The following is an 18,436-nucleotide window of genomic DNA, read 5'->3' as shown; positions in this document are numbered from 1 at the left end:
TCATCGCGAATGTCGCGTGGCGTCTTCCACAAAGCGGTACGACCGCTCCGGGCCTGATGCAAGACGTTTTGTTTGCGCTACCACAATTTTTCACAAGTGCCGGAATGTCGCTTTCGGTCCGGCCGAACCACGGTATGTTGAGGCGACAACGGCGCGCCCGAGCGCGCTGATCCTCTGTGGGTGGAGCGGATGGAAGGGGAGCGACGGCAACGCGTGGTGGTGGTCGGCGGTGGCACGTCCGGCTGGATGGCCGCCGCCGCGCTTGCCCGGCTGCTACCGACGCGCTGCTCCGTCGCGCTGGTCGAATCGGAGGCGATCGGCATCATCGGCGTCGGAGAGGCGACGCTGCCGCATCTGCGCGCGTTCAACGAGCGGCTGGGGATCGTCGAGGCCGAGTTCATGGCCGCTACCCGCGCGACCTTCAAGCTGGGAATCGAGTTCCGCAACTGGGGCCGGATCGGCGACAGCTACATCCACCCGTTCGGCACCTTCGGTCGCGGGACCGGCGACGTGCAGTTCCACCATTATTACACGCGGCTACGCAATGCCGGCGTAGCGTTGCCGCCGATCGAGGCCTTTTCGATGGCCTGCTCGTTGGCGCGCGCAAACCGGTTCGGTCTGCCGTCGCATGACCCGCAGCAGATCGCCTCGACCTTCGGCTATGCCTATCAATTCGACGCGGTCGCCTTTGCGCCTTATCTGCGCCGCTTCGCCGAGCGTCTGGGGGTGAGGCGGACCGAAGGGCGGATCGTCGCCGCGGAACGCGACGCCGAGAGCGGCGACGTGACGGCTGTGGTCCTGGAGGACGGACGCCGTGTCGAAGGCGATCTGTTCGTCGATTGCTCCGGCTTCGCCGCCTTGCTGATCGGCCGAGAGATGGGCGAACCGTTCGAGGACTGGTCGCGCTGGCTGCCCGCCGACCGCGCGGTCGCGATGCCATGCCGGACTGCGACGTCGGTCACGCCCTTCACCAGCGCGATCGCGATGCCGTCGGGCTGGCGGTGGCGCATTCCGCTCCAGCACCGCACCGGCAACGGCTACGTCTTCGCAAGCGACTTCCTGTCGGAGAGCGCCGCTGCCGACGCACTGACCGCCGCGGTCGAAGGTATGCCCTTGGTCGCGCCGCGCACGCTACGCTTCAAGGCCGGGCGCCGTGCGCGCAGCTGGGTGGGCAACGTCGTTGCGGTCGGGCTCGCGTCGGGCTTCCTCGAACCGCTCGAATCGACCAGCCTCTATCTGGTCCAGCAGGCGATCACGGCGCTGATCGAGCTGTTTCCCGAGCGCCGCATTTGCTCGGTCGATCGGGACGAGTTCAACCGCCTTATCAACATGGAATACGACCGCGTCCGCGACTTTCTGATCCTGCATTACCACGCCACTGAGCGTGACGATTCGCCGTTCTGGAACTACGTCCGCACGATGCAGATCCCGGACAGCCTGGCCGAGAAGATGGAGCTGTTCCGGCGCCGCGGCCGGGTGGTGAAATATCGCGAGGGCGCGTTCCTGGATGCCAGCTGGGTGTCGGTCTATCTGGGGCAGCGTGTGTACCCTGTCGACGCCGATCCGCGCGCACAGGGGCCGTCGGTGGACAGCCTGGCCGCCGGTCTCGATCGGATGCGCGGCGAGATCGACGCCGCCGTGGCCGCGATGCCCGATCATGCGGCGTTTCTTGCGCGTTATTGCCCGATGCCGACGGCGGCGTGACGATGCAGGACCAACCGATCAGGAGCGTCGTGGTGGTCGGGGGCGGCATCGTCGGCTGGTCGGCGGCGGTGGCGTTGCGGCGGCGCGTGCCGGGGCTGGCGGTGACGATCGTCGCGGCGCCGCCACCGCCTGATGCGCTGGCGGATCGCGTTCCCCATACCTTACCCTCGACGGTCGGCTTCCACGATGATCTCGGGCTGCGCGAGGACGATGCCGTATTGCGTGCCGGCGGGACATGGCGGCTCGGGACCTTGTTCGAGGGATGGGCGGAAGGGCGGCCGCCCTATGTTCATGCCTATGGATCGTACGGGCAGCCGTTCGGTACCGCGTCGTTCCATCACCATTGGCTGCGTGCGGCGCGGGGGGAAGGGGCGGCGGCGTTCGACGCACACGCGCCGGCGGCAATGCTGGCGCGGGCCGGGCGCATGCCGGTGCCGTCGCTTCCGCTCTTCGCGGACGTGCAGAGCGCGCTGGTGCTCGACGTACCGCGGTACCGGGCCATGCTGGCGGCGTTCGCGCAGCACATCGGGGTCGAGGTGCACGACGACATAGCGACGTCGGTGTCGCTGCGTACCGAAGACGGCTTTGTCGACCACGTATCGATGCGCGACGGCAGCATGTTGCGCGCCGATCTGTTCGTCGACGCGTCCGGCCCGCAGGCGACGATCCGCAGCACGATCGACGATGGATGGGAGGACTGGGGACGCTGGCTCCGCTGCGACCGGCTCCTGATGGCCGAAAGCCCGGCCGAGCCGCTGTCATCGCTCGACCGCGTGACCGCGCTGTCGGCCGGCTGGCGCTGGCGGACGGCGGCGGTCGGGCGGGTGTCGCACGGGCTGTGTTATGCCGGCGCGTTCCTGTCCGACGCGGCGGCGGTTGAGCAAATGGAGGGCGCGACAGGATCGGCCGTGCCGTTCCGCCAGGGCACGCGCCCGATGCCATGGGCCCGCAACTGCGTCGCGATCGGCGACGCGGCGACCGTCATCGAGCCGCTCGACTTCACCAATCTGCATCTGGCGCACAGCGCGATCGACCGCATCGTCGCGATGCTGCCCGGCCGGGCCTGCCATCCGCTCGAAGTCGCCGACTACAACCGGCAAGCGCAGGCGGAGGTGACGCGCGTGCGCGACTTCGTGCTGTGCCACTACGCCGTGGCCGATCGACCCGAGCCGTTCTGGCAACCGCCCGACGATCTGCCCGACAGTCTCGCGCGCACGCTCGCGCTGTTCCGCGAACGCGGCCGCTTGCCCTTCTTCGAGGAGGAGACGTTCGCGCGCGACGACTGGCTGGCAGTGTTGCTGGGGCAGGGGGTGCGCCCGCGCCGCATCGATCCGCTGATCGAGACCACAGATCCGGCCGAAAGCGACCGCGCGATGGCGGCGTACCGCACCGCAATCGCGGCGGCGGTACAGCGCTGCCCGAGCGCGCAGGACCATTACCACCTTCACCGACAACGGTTGACGCAATGAACGAACATACGATCCGCAACGTGGTGATCCTGGGCGGGGGGACCGCCGGCTGGATGGCGGCCGCGGCGCTGTCGCGCTTCCTGAACAACGGCGTCACCCGCATCACACTGGTCGAATCGGAGGAGATCGGCACGGTCGGCGTCGGCGAGGCGACGATCCCGCCGTTGCGGACGTTCAATCGGATGCTCGGGATCGACGAGCAGGAGTTCATTCGCGAAACCGGCGGGACGTACAAGCTGGGGATCGAGTTCGTCAGCTGGGGCGACATCGGCGAGCGGTATTTCCACCCGTTCGGCGCCCACGGCCACGATCTGGGCGGGGTGCATTTTCACCAGCTGTACCTGCGCGAGCGCAAGCGTCGCGTGCTCCCGGACATCTCCGCCTGGTCGATGAGTGCGGTTGCGGCGCAGGCGGGCAAGTTCGCACCGCCCGCCCCACAGGCGCAGTCGGCGGTCAAGGACCTGTTCTACGCCTTCCACTTCGATGCCGCCCGCTATGCCGTGTTCCTGCGCCGCTTCGCCGACCGCGGCGGGGTTCAGCGCGTCGAAGGCAAGGTGGCCGCGGTCGCGCAGCGCCCGGAGGACGGGCACGTCACCGCGTTGCGTCTGGAGGACGGGCAGGTGGTGGCGGGCGACCTTTTCATCGACTGTTCCGGGTTTCGCGGCCTGTTGATCGAGGAGACGCTGGAAACCGGATACGAGGACTGGCGCCATTGGCTGCCGTGCGACCGCGCGGTCGCGGTGCCGAGCGCCTATGCCGGCGATCCCGAGCCGTACACCCGCGCCACCGCGCGCGGCGCGGGCTGGCAGTGGCGCATCCCGTTGCAACAACGGATGGGCAACGGCCTGGTCTATTGCAGCGCCTTCCAGCAGCCCGAGGCCGCCGAGCGCGAGTTGCTCGCGCATCTGGATGGCGCGCCGCTCGCCGATCCGCGCCACCTGGCGTTCACGACCGGGCGGCGGAAGCTGGCGTGGAATCGCAACGTCGTCGCGCTCGGGCTGGCATCCGGGTTCGTGGAGCCGCTCGAATCGACCTCGATCCACCTCGTCCAGTCAGGGATTGCCCGGCTGATCGCGCTGTTTCCCGACCGGCGCTTCGATCCCGTCGAGCGCGACGAATATAACGCGCAGATGCACGAACTGTACGAGGACGTGCGCGACTTCGTCATCCTCCACTACAAGGCGACGCGCCGCGGCGACACGCCGTTCTGGGACCGGTGCCGCACGATGGACATTCCCGACACGCTGGCGCGCAAGATCGCGCTGTTCCGCGCCAAGGGCCGTGTGTTTCGCGAGGGCCGCGAGCTGTTCGCGACGACCAGCTGGGTCAGCGTATGCCTGGGCCAGCATATCGTGCCGGAGGATTACGAGCCCGCGGTGGATGCGCTCGACGAGCAGAAGGTCGCCGGCGCGATCGAGGAGATGCGGCGCGACTATCTTGACGTCGCCGCACGGCTGCCGAGCCACGGCGACTTCCTGCGCCATGTCGCGGGCACCGCCCCGGTGCAGCCGGCGACGCCAGCACCTCCGGACATGCCGACCTTCTCCTTTGCGTCCGAGACGCCGTTCGACTTCTCGGCCGATCCGCTGTGAGGACCGATGCCATCCGCCGGGTCGTGATCGTCGGCGGCGGCACCGCGGGATGGATGGCCGCCGCCGCGATCGCGCGCGTCATGGGCGAGATGCCGGGACTGGCGATCGAGCTGATCGAATCCGAGGAGATCGGGACGGTCGGCGTCGGCGAGGCGACGATCCCGCAGATCGTGCTGTTCAACCGCATGCTCGGCATCGACGAGGCGGCGTTCATGCGCGAGACGCGCGCGACGTACAAATTGGGGATCGAGTTCGTCGACTGGGTGCGGCCCGGCCACCGCTACGTCCACCCGTTCGGCTCCTACGGGCTCGACATGAAGGGGATCGAATTCCATCATTTCTGGCTGAAGGGGCAGGCGCTGGGCGACGCGACCCCGCTCGACGCCTATTCGCTGGCGATCGTCGCGGGGTTGCAGGGGCGGTTCGGCCATCCGCGCCCCGACCAGCCGGGGTCGCCGCTGTCGAAGCTGGGCTATGCCTTTCAGTTCGATGCCGGGCTCTACGCGCGCTTCCTGCGTCGGCTGGCGGAAGCGAACGGCGTGCGGCGCACCGAGGGGCGGATCGTCGCGATCGAGCGCGACGGCGCGAGCGGGCATGTCGCGGCGGTGACGCTGGCATCGGGCGCGCGGGTGGCAGGCGACCTGTTCATCGACTGTTCGGGGTTTCGCGGGCTGCTGATCGAGGGCGAGATGCAGGCCGGGTTCGAGGACTGGAGCGCGTGGCTGCCGTGCGATCGCGCGGTCGCGGTGCCGTGCGCCAACGGCGGCGACCGCCAGCCGCTGACCCGCTCCACCGCACGCGCCGCGGGGTGGCAGTGGCGCATTCCGCTCCAGCACCGCATCGGCAACGGCTATGTCTACGCGTCGACACACCTGTCCGACGATGAGGCGGCGGCGACGCTGCTCGCCAACCTCGACGGTGCGCCGCTCGCCGAGCCGCGCTTCCTGCGCTTCGCCGCTGGGCATCGCCGCCGTGCCTGGGTCGGCAATGTCGTCGCGCTGGGGCTGGCCGGTGGCTTCCTTGAGCCGCTGGAATCGACCAGCATCCATCTCGTTCAGTCGGCGATCGCGCGGCTGCTGACCTATTGGCCGACGCGCCGCTTCGAGGCGATCGAGATCGAGCGCTTCAACGCCGCGCATGTCCGCGACTATCTCGATATCCGCGACTTCCTCGTCCTCCATTACAAGGCGACCGAGCGGCGCGACAGCGCCTTCTGGGACTATTGCCGCACACTTGCGCCGCCGCCGGAGCTGGCCGAGAAGTTGGCGGTGTTCGCCGCCAATGGCCGCGTGTTTCGCGAGGGCGAGGAATTGTTCACCGAGACGAGTTGGTTGTCGGTCATGGTGGGGCAGGGGATGCGGGCGGGCGGCTACCATCCCGCCGCGGACCTGCTGTCCGATGCCGAGACGCTGGAGCGGCTGGCGCACATCCGCCACGTGGTGGCGGAAACCGCGCAGCTGTTGCCGCGCCAGGACGAGCTGCTGGCGCGGATCGGTTGCGATCTGGTGGAGGCGGCGGCGTGACGGCGCTCCCGGAGATCGAGAACGTCGACCGGCGCACGTTCGACGCCGAGATCCGCCCCGCGGCGTGTCCGGTCGTGTTGCGCGGCATCGCGCGCGACTGGCCGGCGGTCGCCGCCGCGCGCGCCTTGGTGGAGGAGGGCACGGCCTATCTGAAGCGGTTCAGCCGCCCCGACGCGGTGCCCGCGATCCTCGGCGAACCGTCGATCAACGGGCGGTTCTTCTACAATGAAGATCTGACCGGAATGAACTTCGTGCGCGGGCAGACGCCGCTCGAACCATTCCTCGACCGGCTGCTGCGCGACCGCGACCATGCGCAGCCTTATGCGATGGCGGTCCAGTCCGTGCCGCTGCCCGAGCTGCTGCCGGGCTTCGCGGAGGTGAACGCCACCGCATTGGTAGCCCGCGGCGTGGTGCCGCGGATGTGGCTGGGCAATGCGATCCGCGTCGCGACGCATTACGACCTGATGGAGAATGTCGGCGTCGTCGTGATGGGACGGCGGCGCTTCACCTTGTTCCCGCCCGATCAGCTTGCAAACCTCTACATGGGGCCGCTCGAACTGACGCCCGCCGGCACGCCGGTCAGCCTCGTCGATCCGGACGCGCCGGACCTGGCACGCTTTCCGCGTTTCGCCGAGGCCGCACGCGTCGCGCAGTCGGCGACGCTGGAGCCGGGCGACGGCATCTACATCCCGTTCCACTGGTGGCACGCGGTCGAGTCGCTCGACCCGGTCAACGCGTTCGTCAATTACTGGTGGAACCCGGCGCGCGCCGGTCTCGGCAACCCCTATGACGCGCTGCTGCACGCGCTCGTGGCGATCGCGACGCTGCCCGCCGACCAGCGCGCCGCCTATCGCGCGGTGTTCGACCATCTGGTGTTTCGCGACGACGGCGATCCGGGTGCGCATTTGCCCGATGCGGCGAAGGGCGTGCTGGGGCCGGTCGATGCGACGACCGCGGGACGCATCCGCGCGACGCTGCTCGACAGCCTCGCGCGACGCTAGCGGTATCGGCCCTCGTCACCTTGCGCACCTGACCCGCCGCCCGTGCACGCCACCGGGTCGAAAACGACGGGCGATCCAGCCGCCGCGACCGCTATGGTCGCCCACTCCACGGATCGACTGCTGTCGCCCCGGAGGGAGGGCGCTACCGTTCCGCCGGGATCAACGCCGCGCGGATCGGCTCCACCCAGCGATCGCGATCGATGTCGTAGACGATGAAGTCGCTGTCGAACTGCCAATAGGCCCAGGGAAAGCCATGCGCCTCCGCCTCGCGTCGTACGGTGGCGGTGTAGCGCGCGCGGTCGGCGACCGGCGTGCCGCTCTTTTCATAGGCGCCGAACTCGCCCATCAGGACCGGTCGGTCGTTGGCCTTCGACCACGCCGCTACCTTGTCGTAATCGGCCTTGATCCGTGCTTCGTCCGCGGCGGTGAAGGGCACGTTCTTCAGCTTGGCCATCTCGCCCGCCCACGACGCGCCCTGATGCGTGAAGCGGAACGGTTCGTAGGAATGGAAGGTGACCAGGATGTTGCGGTCGCGCTCCGGCAGCCTGAGCGTCGGCAGTTCCTCGAGATTGTTCCAGCGCGTCGGCCCGATCACCAGCGTGCGGCGCGGGTTGGTCGCGCGGACCGCCGGGATCAGCCTGGCCAGCATCGCATTCCACCGCGCGGCGTCGAGCGGCGCGTGCGGCTCGTTCAACAGCTCGAACAGCACGGTGTCGGGCGCGTCGCGATAACGCGCTCCGATCTGCTCCCAGAAGGCGAGCAGCTTCGGCTCGCACGCGTCCGGCGCCTCGGAGCAGCGGTTGAAATCATGCTCGTCGAGGATGACGCCCAGCCCGGCGGCGGTCGCTTCCTTCACCACCCGGTCGAGCGTCGCCAGCCATCGGGGATCGAGCCGGTTCTGCGCGTCCATATGGTCGAACGATTGCAGCACGACCCGGACGAAGTCGAACCCGCCTTCGCGGATGACGCGGAAATGCCGCGTCTGGAAGCGCGCCTTCGCCGGATCGCGCCACATCGGGTCGTAGCCGATAATGTTCACCCCACGCTTCAGCCGCGCCGCCGCCTGCCATGCGGGGCCGCTGTGTGGGGTCGCGCTCGACGCGGCGGCGGCCGGCGCCTGCGGGGTCGCTGCCGCGCCGAGGTGCAGCGCGGCGGCCAGCAGGAGCGTTCCGATCGGCATCACCTTATCCCTTTTCGTCAGCGTCCGTGCTGGTCGAGCGTCGCGGCGGCCAGCGTCACCGGTGCGCGCGCCACCACGTCGGTGGCGGAGGTCGCCAGCAACAGCTCGTAGCGACCGTCCGCGATTCGCCACCCGCGCGTGGCCGGATCGAAGGTGGCCAGCAGCCGCGGGTCGACCGTCACCGTCACCTGCCGCGTCTCGCCGGGCGCCAGTTCGACTTTCTCGAACCCGGCGAGCCGTTTTGGCGCTTCCCATCCCGCGCCCGCGACATACACCTGCGGCACCGCCTTGCCCGCGACGCGGCCGGTATTGGTGACCGAGAAGCGCGCCTGCACGCTCTTGCCTGCCGGCGCGACGCTCAGCCCGCCAAGGCGGAAGTCGGTGTAGGACAGACCGAAACCGAACGGAAACAGCGGCTTGGCACCGGTCTTGTCGAACCACTTATAACCGACAGCGGCGCCCTCGATATTGTAATTGCCGATCGGGTGCGAGTCGCGGTCCAGCTTCGGATCGCCTTCGATCACCGGGCGCGGCAGTTGCTGCAACGATGCCGGAAAGGTCGCCGGCAAGTGCCCGGAAGGATTGACCTCTCCGGTCAGCACGCGTGCGATCGCCTCGCCGCCCGACGTGCCCGGATACCACGCCGCCAGCACCGCGCCGACGTTCTTCAGCCACGGCATCAGCACCGGACCGCCGGTCTCCAGCACCACGACCGTCCGTGGGTTGGCGCGCGCCACCGCCGCGATCATCGCGTCCTGCCCGGCGGGCAGGTTCAGGTCGGGCGCGTCGATCGACTCGCCGGTCCATTGCTCGCCGAAGACAATGACCAGATCGGCCTTGCGCGCCGCCGCAGCCGCCGCCTTGACGTCCTTGCCGTCCAGATAGGTGACCGACGCGCCCGTGCGCGCCTGGAGCGCCTTCATCGGCGAAGAGGGGTAGAACAGTTTCGGCCCCGGGAAGCCGGCCGGATATTCGTCGGGAATCGCAAGTCCGTTGGGCGGCCCGCCGTGGGGATAGACCTGACTGGATCCCCCGCCCGACAGCACTCCGACATCGGCATGCGCGCCGATCAGCAGGATCGACTTCGCGGAGCGCGCGACGGGCAGCAGCCCGCGCTCGTTCTTCAGCAGCACGATGCCTTCCTCGGCATCGGCGCGCGTCACCGCGGCATCCGCGGCATAGTCGATCGTCGTCGCACGGTCGCCGGCCACCGGCTTGTCGAACAGCCCGTTCCTGAACATCGCCCACACGATGCGCCGCGCCATGTCGGTGGCGCGCGCCTCGGTGACATAGCCGTTGTTGACCGCCTCGCGCAGCGCGTCGGCGAAATAGGGCGAACGGTCGAACGCCCAGCCCGATTGCTGGTCGAGGCCCGCGTTGGCGGCCTGCGTCGTCGAATGGGTCGCGCCCCAGTCCGACATCACATAGCCCTTGTAGCTCCAATCCTGCTTCAGCGTGCGGTTGAGCAGCCAGTCGTTCTCGCACGCGTAGAAGCCGTTGACGCGGTTGTAGGCGCACATCACCGAGCCGGGGTCGCCGACCTCCAGCGCGATCTCGAACGCCAGCAGGTCGGACTGCCGCGCCGCCTGTTCCTCGATCCGCTCGTCGATGTTGAAGCGGTTCGTCTCCTGCCCGTTGAAGGCGAAATGCTTCATCGTCGAGACGACGTTCTGCGACTGGATGCCCTTGATCTGCCGCCCGGTCATTATACCGGCGAGCAGCGGATCCTCGCCGCTGTATTCGAAATTGCGGCCGTTGCGCGGCTCGCGCGTCAGGTTCATGCCCCCCGCCAACTGGACGTTGAAGCCGGATAGGAACGCCTCGTTGCCGATCATCGCACCGCCGGCCTGCGCGAGTTCGGGGTTCCAGGTCGCGGCGGTGGCGATGCCGGAGGGAAGCGCGGTGCGCAGCCGCGGCGTCGGCGTCCGCTGGCTGGCGACGCCGATCCCGGCGTCGGTCTGCCACTGCGCAGGCACGCCGAGCCGCGCAATGCCGGGCACGAACCCGGCCGAGGCGGGCAACCCGTCCTTGGGCATCTGCCAGTTCTTGGTCGCGGTCTTCTGCCAGTCGGCGCTGGTCGAGAAATAGCCGAACGTCAGCTGCAGCTTTTCGTCTAGGGTCATCGCCTTGACGAGCAGATCCGCGCGCGCATCGGCGCTGAGCGTCGGATCGGCCCACGGGCGCGCGGTCGGCGCTCCCGTCGGCGCGGCGGCAGCGCCCGGCGCATTGTTGGTGGTCTGCGCACCCGCAGGCGCAAACACGATCCCTGAAAGGAGGACGGCGGCGGAAAGGCGCAGCGCGGCGCGGAGCGATGAAGCGGACATGGCGGTTGTGTATCGCACTGTTTCGCCATGACAAGTGCTGGCGGAAGAGGTGGGATTCGAACCCACGGAGAGCTTGCACCCTCGCCGGTTTTCAAGACCGGTGCCTTAAACCGCTCGGCCACTCTTCCTCGCGCGGTGGCAGCGCCTATGGCAGCAAGCCTCGCGCGGGCGCAACCCTCCCGTTGCTGCGGCCACCCGTGCCGTGGCGGCGACGGTTCGCGGTTCCGCCGCGGTGCGCGCTGTGCCAGAACCGCGGCTTCATGAACGGGGTAGCTCTTCTCTGGCGCGGCCTGGCCGCATGGGCGTGCGTGATCGCGCCGACCGCGGCCTGGGCACAGGACGACGCGGGCTTTCGCAGCTATATGACGCAGGTGCGGGCGCGCGCGCTGGCCGCCGGGGTGCGCGCCGCGACCGTCGACGCCGTGCTGCCGACGCTGACCTACAACCCGCGCGTCGTGGCGCTCGACCAGCAGCAGCCGGAGGCGCGCCCCAATGCGCCGGTGCCGCGCTTCGCGCCCTATCGCACCGCGCATGTCGACGCCGCCCGCATCGCGCGCGGCCGCGCCACTTACACCGCGCAGCGCGCGCGGCTGGCGCAGGTCGAGGCGGCGACCGGCGTGCCCGAACAGATCATGGTCGCAATCTGGGGGCACGAGACCAATTACGGGTCGTACACCGGCAATTTCGACACCGTCCGCAGCCTGGCGAGCCTGGCCTACGAAGGCCGTCGCCGCCCGCTGTTCGAAGGCGAGCTGATCGCCGCGCTCAAGATGATCGACCGCGGCGTCTCGCGCACGCAGCTGACCGGCAGCTGGGCGGGCGCGATGGGCAATCCGCAGTTCCTGCCGTCGATCTACCTGCGGCTTGCCAAGGACGGCGACGGCGACGGCCGCGCCGACATCTGGAACTCCGCCGCGGATACGCTCGCCTCGATCGGCAACTACTTTACGCAGGCGGGCTGGCGGCGCGGGCAGCCGTGGGGCGTGGCGGTCAACGTGCCGACCACCTTCGACCGTGGCGAGGTGCGCAACCGCCTCGTCTCGCCGCGCTGCCCGCGGGTGTTCGAGCGGCACAGCGGCTGGCGATCGATGCGCGAATGGCGCGCGCTGGGCGTCGCGGCGCAGGGCCGCACCCTCGCCGACGACGTCCAAGCCGCGCTGATCGAGCCCGATGGCCCGGGGCAGACCGCCTATTTGCTGACCGGCAATTACCGCGTGATCCTCGACTACAATTGCTCGAATTTCTACGCGCTGTCGGTCGGGCTGCTTGCGGATGCGATTGCGTCGTAACGCACCGCCCCGCTATGGCACCGCGATCCTCTCCTCCTGACGCCCACGGAACTCCTGCATGACCAAGCTGCTGACCGTCCTCGCGCTGCCCGCCGCCGCCGTCGCGCTGGCGGTACCCGCCATCGCCGCCGCGCCGAAGTTCGACACGCCGGCGCCGGTGGCGTTCATGGAAGATCTGTCGTCGGGCGCGGTGCTGTTCGCGCGCGATGCCGACCGGCGCATGCCCCCGGCGTCGATGGCCAAGATGATGACGGTCTATACCGCGTTCCAGATGATCCAGCGCGGCGACCTGAAGCTCGACACCGAGTTCGAGGTTCGACCGGAGACGTGGGCCAAGTGGCACGGGCCGCAGGCCGGCTCGACGATGTTCCTTTCGTCGGGCGAGCGCGTCTCGGTCGCCAACCTCCTCTACGGCATCGTGACGCTGTCGGGGAACGACGCCTGCATCGTGCTGGCCGAGGGCATTTCCGGCACCGAACAGGCGTTCGTCGAGCGGATGAACGAGGATGCGGCGAAGCTGGGGCTGAAGAACAGCCACTTCGGCACTGCCAACGGCTGGCCGGACGGCGGCGTCACCTATGTCACCGCGCGCGACCTCGCGACGCTGGCGGCGGCGACGATCCAGCAGCACCCGAAGCTCTACAAGCAATTCTATTCGCGCCGAGATTTCACCTGGGGCAAGACGATGGGCGGCGGGCAGGCGATCACCCAGGCCAACCGCGATCCGCTGCTCGGCCGCGTGGCCGGCGCCGACGGCCTCAAGACCGGCCATACCGAGGAGGCGGGCTACGGCTTCACCGGCTCGGCCGAGCAGAACGGCCGCCGCCTGGTGATGGTGCTCGCCGGGCTGACCAGCTTCAACCAGCGCGCGCAGGAATCGGTGCGGTTCATGGAGTGGGGCTTTCGCGCGTGGCAGGCCAAGCCGGTCGTCAAGGCCGGCCGAGAAGTCGGCGCCGCCGCGGTCCAGCTCGGCAGCGCGTCGGAGGTGAAGCTGGTCGCGCCCAAGGACCTGACCGTCACCATCCCCTCGGGCAGCCGCCCGCAACTCGCCGCCAAGATCGTCTATGACGGTCCGATCAAGGCGCCGATCAAGCAGGGCGCGCATGTCGCCGATCTCGTCGTTTCCTCGCCGGGACTGCCCGAGCAGCGGATGCCGCTGGTCGCGGCCGCCGACGTCGGCGAGGCCGGCTTCTTCGGCCGCGCGTGGCACGGCCTGACCGGGCTATTCGGCTGACCGGCAGCACGCAGGGGAGTGCCGCGGGGATGAACGCGGGGCGGTTCCTCAGCCTCGAAGGCGGCGAAGGGGCGGGCAAATCGACGCAAGGACGCGCGCTCGCGGCGGCACTCGCCGCGCGCGGCGTCGAGGCGGTCGTCACGCGCGAACCCGGCGGCAGCGACGGTGCGGAGTCGATCCGCGCGCTGCTGATGCAGGGCGATGCCGCGCGGTGGAGCCCGCGCGCCGAGGCGCTGCTGTTCGCCGCCGCGCGCGCCGACCATGTCGAGCGCGTCATCCGCCCCGCGCTTGCCGCGGGACGCTGGGTGATCTGCGACCGCTATCTCGATTCCAGCCGCGCCTATCAGGGGCTCGCCGGTCGGCTCGACGATGACGCGATCCTCGCGCTTCACGCCTTCGGGTCGGAGGGATTGCTGCCCGACCGCACGTTCCTGCTCGCGCTTCCGACCGAGGTCGGCGCAGCGCGCGCCGCCGCGCGCGACGGGCTGGCCGCGGATCGCTTCGCGGCACGCGGCTCGGCTTTCCACGCCGAGGTCGCCGCAGCGTTCGACCGCTTCGCCGCGCAGGAGCCGGATCGTTTCCGCCGCATCGACGCTACCCTGCCGCCCGCGGCGGTGACGCAGGCGATGCTGGACTCGCTGGCGGACTGGCTGCCGTGAGCGACGTGCGCGGCCACCGCGGCGCGATCGACGCGTTCCTGGCCGCCAGCACCGGCGGCGCGCTCCACCATGCGTGGCTGCTCGCCGGGCCGCAGGGGATCGGCAAGGCGACCTTCGCGCAGGCCGCCGCGCTCCGGCTGCTCGCCGATGCGATGACGCCGGGCACACTGCCGCCGGGGCTCGACGTCCCGTCCGATCACCGTGCCGCGCAGTTGATGGCGGCGGGCTCGCACCCCGATCTGCGCGTGCTGCGCCGCCTGCCCAAGAAGGACAAGGAGGACGAACTCGCGCGGTCGATCACCGTCGACCAGATCCGCAGCCTAGGGCCGTTCCTCGGCACGATGCCCTCGCTGTCGCCGCGCCGCGTGATCGTGATCGATGCCGCCGACGATCTCGAACGTCCCGGCGCGTCGAACGCCTTGCTCAAGAGCCTTGAGGAACCGCCCGCCGGTACCGTCTTCCTGCTCGTCAGCCATGCGCCGGGCCGGCTGCTTCCGACCATCCGTTCGCGCTGCCGCCTGCTGCGCTTCGAGCCGCTCGACGATACCGATATGGCCGCGGTGCTGGCACGCGCGCTCCCCGATGCCGACCCGGACGAGCGCGCCGCGCTGGTGCGGATCGGGGAGGGGGCGCCCGGCCGCGCGATCGGCTATGCCGGGCTCGATCTCGGCGCGGTCGACGCCGCCGTGGAGGCGATCGGCCGCGACGGCGATCCCGGCCTCGCGCGCCGCGCCGCTTTGGCCCGCGCGCTGTCACCGAAGGCCGCGCAGGCGCGCTACGAGGCATTCCTCGACCGGGTCCCGACCGTCATCGCGCGCATGGCGGCGCTCCGCCACGGCGCCGACCTGCGCACCGCGCTCGACGCCTATGACGAAGCGCGTTCGGTCGCCGCCGCCGCACGCAGCCTGTCGCTCGATACGCAGGGAACCGTCTACGAACTGGCCGGCATCGTCGCCCGGCTGGCCGCACCCGACCAATCGCCTTGCTGACCGTCACCCGTGCGCAGGCAGGGGCCCATGTCTGCATCGTCCCGCGGCGCGCCGCACGGCCCCATCGTCAACTCCGCGCAGGCGGGAATCCAGAACCTCCGATCTTCCGGCTCTTGCGAAGACCGGCGCGTCTGGATTCCCGCGTTCGCGGGAATGACGGCTGAGATCAGCATCCTCTAGCGCAATGCTCGCGTTGCGAGGGCGACCCCACCTTGTTGCGCCCGAACACAGGCTTTAGGGAAGCGCCATGGGCGACCCTTTCTACATCACCACCGCGATCAGCTACCCCAATGGACGTCCGCATATCGGCCATGCCTATGAAGCGATCGCCGCGGACGCGATCGCGCGCTTCCAGCGGCAGGCCGGACGCGACGTCCGCTTCCAGACCGGCACCGACGAACATGGGCTCAAGATGGTGCAGACCGCCCGCGACAAGGGGGTCGAGGTGCGCGCGCTTGCCGACGAAATGTCGGGGCATTTCCAGGCGATGTGCGATGCTCTGAACATCAGCTACGATCGTTTCATCCGCACGACCGACCCCGACCACCATCGCGCCAGCCAGTCGCTGTGGCGCGCGATGGCCGATGCCGGCGACCTCTACCTCGATCGCTACGAGGGTTGGTATTCGGTCCGCGACGAGGCGTTCTACGACGAAAAGGAACTGGTCGACGGGGAAGGGGGGGCGAAGCTCTCGCCGCAGGGCACGCCGGTGACATGGACCGCGGAGGAAACGTGGTTCTTCTGCCTGTCCAAGTATCAGCAGCCGTTGCTCGACTTCTACGCCGCCAACCCCGACTTCATCCGTCCCGAAAGCCGCCGCAACGAGATTTTGCGCTTCGTGGAGGGTGGACTCGCCGACCTGTCGGTCTCGCGCACCAGCTTCGACTGGGGCGTTCCCGTGCCCGATAGCCCCGGTCACGTCATGTACGTGTGGGTCGACGCGCTCACCAACTACCTCACCGGTGCGGGCTACCCGGACGGTGCAATGCCGCATTGGCCCGCCGACATCCACCTGATCGGCAAGGACATCGTCCGCTTCCACGCGGTTTATTGGCCGGCGTTCCTGATGTCCGCGGGCGTGCCGCTGCCGAAGACCGTCTTCGGGCACGGCTTCCTGCTTCATCGCGGCGAGAAGATGTCGAAGAGTCTCGGCAACGTCGTCGATCCGCTTGATCTAGCAAGTGCTTTCGGTGTCGACGGCCTGCGCTACTTCCTCCTGCGCGAGGTCAGCTTCGGGCAGGACGGCAGCTATGCCGCCGACGCGATCGTCACCCGCGTCAACGCGGAACTCGCCAACGCCTTCGGCAATCTCGCGCAACGCACCCTGTCGTTCATTGCCAAGAACCTGGGCGGCGCGCTGCCAGAGCCGGGTCGCGCCGATCCGGCCGACGCGCAATTGATCGAGGAAGTCGTCGTCGCCTGTGCCGGCTTCAAGGCCGCGTTCGGCGACCTGCTGCTCAGCCAGGGCATCGAGGCGTGGATGCGCGGCGTGTTCGCCTGCAATCAATATATCGACGCGCAGGCACCGTGGGCGCTTCGCAAGACGGACCCGGAGCGGATGCATGCGGTGCTTCGGACGCTGGTGCGCGCGATCCGTATGCTTGCGATCACGATCGTGCCGGTCGTGCCGGATGGGGCGGGGCGGGTGCTCGACCTGCTCGGCGTCGAGCAGCGCGATCATGCTGCGATCGACGACGTTGGCTGGTACCAGCGCCACGTCGATGCCGGCTTCGTCCTGGCCGCCCCGGCACCGGCGTTCCCCCGGCTTGAGCTACCCTCCGAGGCGGAGATCGCTTGATGCTTGCCGACAGCCACTGCCACCTGAATTACAAGGGGTTGGTCGAGGAACAGCAGGCGGTGCTCGAACGCGCCCGCGCGCGCGGCGTCACCGCGATGCTCAACATCGCGACCCGCGAGAGCGAATGGGACGCGGTGCTCGCGACCGCCGAGCGCGCGCCGGACGTATGGGCGACGGTCGGCATCCACCCGCACGAGGCCGACCAGCATCCGCATGTCGACACGGCGAAACTCGTCGAGCGTGCCCGCCATCCGCGCGTCGTCGGCATCGGCGAGAGCGGGCTCGACTATCACTATGACCATTCCGACCGCGCGCGCCAGCAGGCGAGTTTCCGCGCGCATATCGCGGCGGCGCGGCAGGCGGGGGTCCCGATCGTGGTCCATACCCGCGATGCGGAGGACGATACGGCCGCCATCATGCGCGAGGAGATGGAGGAGGGCGCCTACACCGGCGTGATCCACTGCTTCACCGCAGGCGCGGACTTCGCGCGCAAAGCGCTCGATCTTGGAATGTACATCTCTATTTCCGGGATCGTCACGTTCCGCAACGCCACCGACCTGCAAGCGATCGCTGCGACACTTCCTCGCGAGCGGCTCCTGATCGAAACCGACGCGCCGTTTCTCGCGCCCGTTCCGCACCGCGGCAAGCCCGGCGAACCCGCCTTCGTCGCCGATACCGCCACGTACCTGGCCAAGCTGCGCGGCGAAGAAACTGAGGATCTACAACGCTATACGGCGGAAAACTTCTACAGCCTCTTCGCGAAAACACGGTCAAGATGAAGGTCCGCATCCTAGGCTCCGGCACATCCTCCGGCGTCCCGCGCATCGGCAACGACTGGGGCGACTGCGACCCCAACGACCCCCGCAACCGTCGAACGCGCGCCTCGATACTCGTCGAGCATGACGGCACCCGCATCCTCGTCGACACCAGTCCCGACATGCGTCAGCAATTGCTGGACGCCAACGTTGCCGCCGTCGACGCCGTGATCTGGACTCACGAACATGCCGATCACGTCTTCGGGATCGATGATCTTCGGCAGATATATCATGTACTTGGGCGTCCCGTTAAGGGCTATGCGCGGCCACGCACCGCAGCCACGCTGACGAGCCAATTCGGTTACGTCTTTACGGGAAACGGCGGCTATCCGCCCACCGTTCGCCTGGACGACCTTCCCGATCAGCTTCGTGTCGGCGCGATCGATATCCGTGTGGTGGACCAGCCGCACGGCAGGATCACGTCGGCCGGTCTTCGCTTCGAGGCCGGTGGCTGCGCGATCGGATATGCCACCGATATCAGCGACATGACCGATGATATGCGCAGGCTGTATGAAGGTCTCGACATATGGATCGTCGATGCGCTGCGTCGCCGTCCGCATCCGACGCATCCCGATCTGGCGACGGTGCTCGGCTGGATCGGGGAACTGCGACCGCGTCAGACCGCGCTGGTGCATATGGATCAATCAATGGATTACGCCGGGTTGATCGCAGAATTGCCGCCGCATGTCCGTCCCGGGCACGACGGCCTCGAACTCATGCTCCCTTTACATAATGCTGATTATCGCATCGGTGGCTAGGCGGACGGTGCATTCTAGATCGAAGTGCGAAAACCTAGCTTAAGTGAGGGTTCCACCCGGCGGAGGGTTGCGCATGGGCAGCTACACGCATCTGGATCTCG

At 68.8% G+C, this 18,436-nt stretch carries 14 protein-coding genes and 1 tRNA gene; 12 read left to right on the top strand and 3 right to left on the bottom strand.

What is annotated here, in order from left to right; translation table 11 throughout:
* Positions 1–189: 189 nt before the first annotated feature.
* From J2Y58_RS05130 to J2Y58_RS05110, 5 genes are read left to right on the top strand one after another with little or no spacing between them, the layout of a single operon-like run.
* Positions 190–1,704 carry a tryptophan 7-halogenase gene (locus J2Y58_RS05130; protein WP_310099669.1) on the top strand — a complete coding sequence of 505 codons (1,515 nt, stop codon included), beginning with the start codon at positions 190–192 and terminating at the stop codon, positions 1,702–1,704.
* 2 nt (positions 1,705–1,706) lie between these two features.
* Positions 1,707–3,173 (top strand): tryptophan 7-halogenase, encoded by a 1,467-nt coding sequence (locus tag J2Y58_RS05125; RefSeq protein ID WP_310099666.1) that lies wholly within the window; start codon positions 1,707–1,709, stop codon positions 3,171–3,173.
* On the top strand, positions 3,170–4,765 hold the full coding sequence (locus J2Y58_RS05120; RefSeq protein ID WP_310099663.1) for a tryptophan 7-halogenase: 1,596 nt from the start codon (positions 3,170–3,172) through the stop codon (positions 4,763–4,765). Before J2Y58_RS05125 ends, J2Y58_RS05120 begins: the two co-directional genes overlap by 4 nt.
* Entirely contained in the window at positions 4,762–6,288 is a 1,527-nt protein-coding gene (locus tag J2Y58_RS05115) for a tryptophan 7-halogenase (RefSeq protein ID WP_310099660.1), read from the top strand. Before J2Y58_RS05120 ends, J2Y58_RS05115 begins: the two co-directional genes overlap by 4 nt.
* Positions 6,285–7,289 carry a cupin-like domain-containing protein gene (locus J2Y58_RS05110; protein WP_310099657.1) on the top strand — a complete coding sequence of 335 codons (1,005 nt, stop codon included), beginning with the start codon at positions 6,285–6,287 and terminating at the stop codon, positions 7,287–7,289. Before J2Y58_RS05115 ends, J2Y58_RS05110 begins: the two co-directional genes overlap by 4 nt.
* A 142-nt stretch (positions 7,290–7,431) precedes the next feature.
* On the opposite strand, the gene J2Y58_RS05105 is transcribed toward J2Y58_RS05110, so the two are convergent.
* From J2Y58_RS05105 to J2Y58_RS05095, 3 genes are all read right to left on the bottom strand, one after another.
* Entirely contained in the window at positions 7,432–8,469 is a 1,038-nt protein-coding gene (locus J2Y58_RS05105) for a glycoside hydrolase family 5 protein (RefSeq protein WP_310099654.1), read from the bottom strand.
* A gap of 17 nt (positions 8,470–8,486) precedes the next feature.
* Positions 8,487–10,793 carry a glycoside hydrolase family 3 C-terminal domain-containing protein gene (locus J2Y58_RS05100; protein ID WP_310099651.1) on the bottom strand — a complete coding sequence of 769 codons (2,307 nt, stop codon included), beginning with the start codon at positions 10,791–10,793 and terminating at the stop codon, positions 8,487–8,489.
* A gap of 38 nt (positions 10,794–10,831) precedes the next feature.
* Positions 10,832–10,921: transfer RNA gene (locus tag J2Y58_RS05095), tRNA-Ser, on the bottom strand.
* 132 nt (positions 10,922–11,053) lie between these two features.
* Here J2Y58_RS05095 and J2Y58_RS05090 point away from each other — a divergent pair.
* From J2Y58_RS05090 to J2Y58_RS05060, 7 genes are all read left to right on the top strand, one after another.
* Positions 11,054–12,082 carry a lytic murein transglycosylase gene (locus J2Y58_RS05090; RefSeq protein WP_310099649.1) on the top strand — a complete coding sequence of 343 codons (1,029 nt, stop codon included), beginning with the start codon at positions 11,054–11,056 and terminating at the stop codon, positions 12,080–12,082.
* A 58-nt stretch (positions 12,083–12,140) separates the two neighbouring features.
* On the top strand, positions 12,141–13,316 hold the full coding sequence (locus J2Y58_RS05085) for a D-alanyl-D-alanine carboxypeptidase family protein (RefSeq protein ID WP_310099646.1): 1,176 nt from the start codon (positions 12,141–12,143) through the stop codon (positions 13,314–13,316).
* A 29-nt stretch (positions 13,317–13,345) separates the two neighbouring features.
* Positions 13,346–13,975 (top strand): dTMP kinase, encoded by a 630-nt coding sequence (gene tmk, locus J2Y58_RS05080; protein WP_310099643.1) that lies wholly within the window; start codon positions 13,346–13,348, stop codon positions 13,973–13,975.
* Positions 13,972–14,964, top strand: coding sequence for a DNA polymerase III subunit delta' (locus J2Y58_RS05075; RefSeq protein WP_310099641.1), 993 nt, complete (start codon positions 13,972–13,974; stop codon positions 14,962–14,964). Before tmk ends, J2Y58_RS05075 begins: the two co-directional genes overlap by 4 nt.
* 247 nt (positions 14,965–15,211) lie before the next feature.
* Complete coding sequence (gene metG / locus J2Y58_RS05070) at positions 15,212–16,762, top strand: methionine--tRNA ligase (protein WP_310099638.1); 1,551 nt, start codon at positions 15,212–15,214, stop codon at positions 16,760–16,762.
* On the top strand, positions 16,762–17,541 hold the full coding sequence (locus J2Y58_RS05065) for a TatD family hydrolase (RefSeq protein ID WP_310099635.1): 780 nt from the start codon (positions 16,762–16,764) through the stop codon (positions 17,539–17,541). Before metG ends, J2Y58_RS05065 begins: the two co-directional genes overlap by 1 nt.
* Positions 17,538–18,335, top strand: coding sequence for an MBL fold metallo-hydrolase (locus J2Y58_RS05060; protein ID WP_310099632.1), 798 nt, complete (start codon positions 17,538–17,540; stop codon positions 18,333–18,335). The genes J2Y58_RS05065 and J2Y58_RS05060 overlap by 4 nt, the downstream gene beginning before the upstream one ends.
* The last annotated feature ends 101 nt before the right edge of the window (positions 18,336–18,436 follow it).

This window comes from Sphingomonas sp. BE138 (assembly GCF_031456125.1).
Taxonomy (GTDB): domain Bacteria; phylum Pseudomonadota; class Alphaproteobacteria; order Sphingomonadales; family Sphingomonadaceae; genus Sphingomonas.
This window is presented reverse-complemented; position numbering and strand designations above follow the sequence as displayed.

What these genes read in the sequence shown, in the direction of transcription:
- J2Y58_RS05130 (WP_310099669.1), top strand. Translation starts at nt 190, where the DNA reads ATGGAAGGGGAGCGACGGCAACGCGTGGTGGTGGTCGGCGGTGGCACG.
- J2Y58_RS05125 (WP_310099666.1), top strand. Translation starts at nt 1,707, where the DNA reads ATGCAGGACCAACCGATCAGGAGCGTCGTGGTGGTCGGGGGCGGCATC.
- J2Y58_RS05120 (WP_310099663.1), top strand. Translation starts at nt 3,170, where the DNA reads ATGAACGAACATACGATCCGCAACGTGGTGATCCTGGGCGGGGGGACC.
- J2Y58_RS05105 (WP_310099654.1), bottom strand. Translation starts at nt 8,469, where the DNA reads ATGCCGATCGGAACGCTCCTGCTGGCCGCCGCGCTGCACCTCGGCGCG.
- J2Y58_RS05100 (WP_310099651.1), bottom strand. Translation starts at nt 10,793, where the DNA reads ATGTCCGCTTCATCGCTCCGCGCCGCGCTGCGCCTTTCCGCCGCCGTC.
- J2Y58_RS05090 (WP_310099649.1), top strand. Translation starts at nt 11,054, where the DNA reads ATGAACGGGGTAGCTCTTCTCTGGCGCGGCCTGGCCGCATGGGCGTGC.
- J2Y58_RS05085 (WP_310099646.1), top strand. Translation starts at nt 12,141, where the DNA reads ATGACCAAGCTGCTGACCGTCCTCGCGCTGCCCGCCGCCGCCGTCGCG.
- tmk (WP_310099643.1), top strand. Translation starts at nt 13,346, where the DNA reads ATGAACGCGGGGCGGTTCCTCAGCCTCGAAGGCGGCGAAGGGGCGGGC.
- metG (WP_310099638.1), top strand. Translation starts at nt 15,212, where the DNA reads ATGGGCGACCCTTTCTACATCACCACCGCGATCAGCTACCCCAATGGA.
- J2Y58_RS05065 (WP_310099635.1), top strand. Translation starts at nt 16,762, where the DNA reads ATGCTTGCCGACAGCCACTGCCACCTGAATTACAAGGGGTTGGTCGAG.
- J2Y58_RS05060 (WP_310099632.1), top strand. Translation starts at nt 17,538, where the DNA reads ATGAAGGTCCGCATCCTAGGCTCCGGCACATCCTCCGGCGTCCCGCGC.